This window comes from Streptomyces panaciradicis, from assembly GCF_023516615.1.
GTDB lineage: Bacteria > Actinomycetota > Actinomycetes > Streptomycetales > Streptomycetaceae > Streptomyces > Streptomyces panaciradicis.
In genome coordinates, this window is the sequence record NZ_JAMGBF010000285.1 from 1 (window position 1) to 3,732 (window position 3,732).

At 73.0% G+C, this 3,732-nt stretch carries 5 protein-coding genes and 2 pseudogenes; 6 read left to right on the forward strand and 1 reads right to left on the reverse strand.

All coding sequences use genetic code 11. From position 1 onward, the window contains the following. From M8J74_RS43740 to M8J74_RS43765, 6 genes and pseudogenes are all read left to right on the forward strand, one after another. A pseudogene (locus M8J74_RS43740) lies at positions 1-743 on the forward strand (sensor histidine kinase); the annotation flags it as partial. 68 nt (positions 744-811) lie between these two features. Beyond that, positions 812-1,246 carry a roadblock/LC7 domain-containing protein gene (locus tag M8J74_RS43745; protein ID WP_058921824.1) on the forward strand — a complete coding sequence of 145 codons (435 nt, stop codon included), beginning with the start codon at positions 812-814 and terminating at the stop codon, positions 1,244-1,246. Positions 1,247-1,248: 2 nt separating this feature from the next. After that, positions 1,249-1,620, forward strand: coding sequence for a DUF742 domain-containing protein (locus tag M8J74_RS43750; protein ID WP_058921823.1), 372 nt, complete (start codon positions 1,249-1,251; stop codon positions 1,618-1,620). Further along, positions 1,598-2,197 carry a GTP-binding protein gene (locus M8J74_RS43755; protein WP_249841719.1) on the forward strand — a complete coding sequence of 200 codons (600 nt, stop codon included), beginning with the start codon at positions 1,598-1,600 and terminating at the stop codon, positions 2,195-2,197. The genes M8J74_RS43750 and M8J74_RS43755 overlap by 23 nt, the downstream gene beginning before the upstream one ends. Positions 2,198-2,258: 61 nt before the next feature. Next, the gene (locus tag M8J74_RS43760) at positions 2,259-2,843 is read left to right on the forward strand and encodes a GAF domain-containing protein (protein WP_058921821.1); all 585 of its coding nucleotides are present in this window, start codon (positions 2,259-2,261) and stop codon (positions 2,841-2,843) included. Positions 2,844-2,900: 57 nt separating this feature from the next. After that, a complete protein-coding gene (locus tag M8J74_RS43765) occupies positions 2,901-3,500 on the forward strand; it encodes a TetR/AcrR family transcriptional regulator (RefSeq protein WP_249841720.1) in 600 nt (199 codons plus the stop codon). On the opposite strand, the pseudogene M8J74_RS43770 reads toward M8J74_RS43765, so the two are convergent. Next, positions 3,501-3,732, reverse strand: a pseudogene (locus M8J74_RS43770) (GPP34 family phosphoprotein); the annotation flags it as partial.

Genomic DNA, 3,732 nt, shown 5'->3' on the forward strand with positions numbered 1-3,732 from the left:
CGCCGCACGGGACCACGCCGGGCGGCGCTCCCACACCACTGCCCGTGCGCGGCGCCCACGAGGAGCGGCCCAACCCGGCGGAGGCCGTGCCCGGCATCCGGCCCGACGACCGGCATCTCGTCGCGGACCACGCGACCGCGCCGCCCACGCCTCGCACCGGCACCGTCCGCGGCACCATGGGCCGGCCCCCGCAACTGCCCCGCCGCCGCGCCCAGGAACACATCGCGCCCCAGCTGCGCGACGGCCCGGCACCGCGCCAGGACGCCGACCAGGTCGCCGGTCACGACCCGGGCCTGATGGCCGCCTTCCAACGCGGCATCGGTCTCGCCGAGGCCCAGCAGCACCTTGAGGCGGACCACACGGGTGCGGAGCACACGGGAGTGGGCCACATGTCGGCACAGCACATGGAGCACCCGCTCAGTGTCTCCGCCGAGCAGGACCGGCCGACCTCCCTGTCGTCCCACCTGAATCCGCACCACGCCACCGAGCACCACGTCATTGAGCCCCACGCCACCGACCCGCACACCACCGCCCCGCACGGCTTCCCCACCGCACGCCTGGACGGCCCCCACACGGACGTCGGCGCCACCCCCGCCTCGCGCCCCAGGGACGTACCGCCCACGGGCCGGTCGCCCCTGGACGCCTCGCCCATGGACCCGGCCCACATAGCCCAGGCACGCCCCGCCTCCGCGCGCGGCACCGACCACCCCACCCGGCACGACGGGAGCGCACCGGCCGGATGACCACCGCTACCCCCACCCCCGCCCCCACCGCTCCCGCAGACCTTCGTACCCCAAGGAGTCGATCCACCATGGCGAGCGATGCGCCGACCGGCCATGCATCCGATCTCGACTGGCTGATGAGCGGCCTCGTGCAGCGCGTACCGCACACCACCAGCGCGGTACTCCTCTCCTGCGACGGGCTCGTGAAGTCGGTTCACGGCCTCGACGCCGACAGCGCCGACCACATGGCGGCGCTGGCCTCCGGCCTGTACTCCCTCGGCCGCAGCGCCGGGGTCCGCTTCGGCGACGGCGGCGAGGTCCGCCAGGTCGTCGTCGAACTCGACTCGACCCTGCTGTTCGTGGCCACCGCCGGCTCCGGGACCTGCCTCGCGGTGCTCGCCGGCCGCGAGGCCGACGCGGCCGTGCTGGGCTACGAGATGGCCATGCTGGTCAAGAGCGTCCGCCCGTACCTGGCCACCGCACCCCGGCAGCACGCCGTCGAACCCACGGCGATGAGGCCTTGAGCGTGGCGGCGGCGGGCGACGGGCCCTGGCTCGACGACGCGGCCGGCCGACTGGTGCGCCCCTTCACGGTCAGCAACGGCCGCACCCGGCCGACCATCGCCCTCGACCTCCTGTCGCACGTGATGGCCACCGGCGCCACGCCCCTCGGCTACCTCGGCCCCGAGCACCAGCAGGCCCTCGACCTGTGCCACGGGCCCGTCTCGGTCGCCGAGCTGGCCGGCCATCTCAAGCTGCCGGCGGTGGTCACCAAGGTGCTGCTGTCGGACCTCGTCGACTGCGGGGCGCTGACCACCAAGCCCCCCGAGTTCCACCACGCCCCGACCGACCGGGCCCTACTGGAGGCAGTGCTCGATGGACTACGACGACAGCTCTGACCCCTTCCCGACCGCACTGAAGATCCTGGTCGCGGGAGGGTTCGGAGTCGGCAAGACGACCTTCGTGGGCGCGGTGAGCGAGATCGCGCCGCTGAGCACGGAGGAGCTGCTCACCACGGTCAGCGCCGCGACCGACCGGCTCGACGGGATCGAGAACAAGGTCGAGACGACGGTGGCCATGAACTTCGGCCGCATCACCCTCGATCCGGAGCATGTGCTCTATCTGTTCGGCACGCCCGGCCAGGAGCGGTTCTGGTTCATGTGGGACGAACTCTCCGAAGGGGCGCTCGGCGCGGTCATCCTGGCCGACACCCGCCGCCTGGAGGAGTGCTTCGCCGCGGTCGACTTCTTCGAGCAGCGCGGCCTCGGGTTCATCGTCGCCATCAACGAGTTCGACGGCTCCTACCGCTACGACCCCGAGGAGGTCCGGGCCGCCATCGACCTGCCCCCGGAGATCCCCGTCGTGCGCTGCGACGCCCGGATCTCCAGCTCGGGCGTGCAGACCCTGCTGACCCTCGTCCGCCACCTCATCGCACACGCCCCGGCCCACGCGCCGAGCCACGGCGCCCACATGTGATCCCCGAACACCCGCCATGGAGCCCCTACATGACCTGCGTCCACAGTGACGGAGCCCGCCCATGAGGTACGACCCGGCGCGCCCCGCCGGTCGACTGCTGCTCACCCCCGAGGACAAGGAGGCCCCCGCCCGCACCCGGCGCCTGTGCCAACTCGGCCTGACCGAGCACCCGGACCCCGGCCTCGACGCCTACGCCGCCCGGCTCGCCGAGGTGACCGGGGCGCCGTACGCCATGGTCAACTTCATCGACGAGAACCGCCAGTTCTTCGCGGGGCTGCACGTGCCGGCCGTACCGCCCGCCGTCGTCGTCAGGGCCGACGGCAGCGCGCCCGTGCTGGGCCGGGAACTGACCCGCGACCACGGCTTCTGCCCCCATGTGGTGGTCCGGCGCAAGGCGTTGGTGCTGGAGGACGTGCGCGACTACCCGCGGTTCGCGGGCAACGCGATCGTCGACGAGTTCGGCGTCCGCTCCTATCTGGGCGCACCGCTCGTCGACAGCACCGGCATGGTGCTCGGCACGGTGTGCGTGGCCGACGTGGAGCCGCGGCCGTGGGGCAGGCCGGGCCTGGAGAGCATCAAGGCGTCGGCGGCGGAGCTGGTGGCGCGGCTGGAGCGGCGCGAGGCGGACGGGCTTCCGCTGCTGTGACCGGGGGACCGGCCGCCTCACTAGCCGACCGGTCTAATACTTCCGTACACTGTTCGTATGGGACGCACCAGCGACGCCAAGCAGAAGATCCTCGAAGCCGCCCGCTCGCTGATCGAGGGGCGCGGCTACTCCGCCCTGGGCGTGGCCGAGATCTGCAAGGCCGCCGGGGTGCCGAAGGGAAGCTTCTACTACTTCTTCGAGTCCAAGGAAGCGCTCGCGCTCGCCGTCGTCGACGAGCACTGGGCGGCCCAGAAGCGCGACTGGACGCGCGCCCTGAGCGGGGAAGCGGAGCCGCTGTCGCGGCTGCGGCGGTTGTTCGAGGAGACGGAGGCCGGGCAGCGCGCCGTCCAGCAGGGCTGCGGCACCGTCTCGGGCTGCCTGTTCGGCAACCTCACCCTGGAGCTGAGCAACCAGACCGAGGCCGTCCGCGCGCGGCTGCAGGAGATCTTCGAGGCCCAGACCGACATGGTCGAGGCGGTGATCGCCGAGGCCCGCGAGCGCGGCGACGTCACCACGGCCGACCCCCGCGGGGCGGCGCGCGCGGTGGTGGCCCAACTGGAGGGCCAGGTGATGTTCGCCAAGCTCTACAACGACACCGGCCGCCTGAGCCCCCTGTGGGACAACTGCCGCGCCCTGCTGGGCGCGACAGTGTCCTAGTCAGTAACCACGCCAGACGTTGTCGAACGCCGCGTCCTCGATCTGGCGGCGCTGGCGGACCGCCTCCAGTTCCATCACCGCGTTGCCGACGGCGGCCAGCACGGTCGTGGGCGTCTCGCCCGCCAACTCCTCGGGGATCTCGGCCGGTTCGGCACCGATGCCGGCCGCGGCGGCGAGCGCGGCGAGGACGGGTTCGCCCGCCGCCCGGCGCTCCTCGGCCGCGCGCCGGGCC

What these genes read in the sequence shown, in the direction of transcription:
- M8J74_RS43745 (WP_058921824.1), top strand. Translation starts at nt 812, where the DNA reads ATGGCGAGCGATGCGCCGACCGGCCATGCATCCGATCTCGACTGGCTG.
- M8J74_RS43755 (WP_249841719.1), top strand. Translation starts at nt 1,598, where the DNA reads ATGGACTACGACGACAGCTCTGACCCCTTCCCGACCGCACTGAAGATC.
- M8J74_RS43760 (WP_058921821.1), top strand. Translation starts at nt 2,259, where the DNA reads ATGAGGTACGACCCGGCGCGCCCCGCCGGTCGACTGCTGCTCACCCCC.
- M8J74_RS43765 (WP_249841720.1), top strand. Translation starts at nt 2,901, where the DNA reads ATGGGACGCACCAGCGACGCCAAGCAGAAGATCCTCGAAGCCGCCCGC.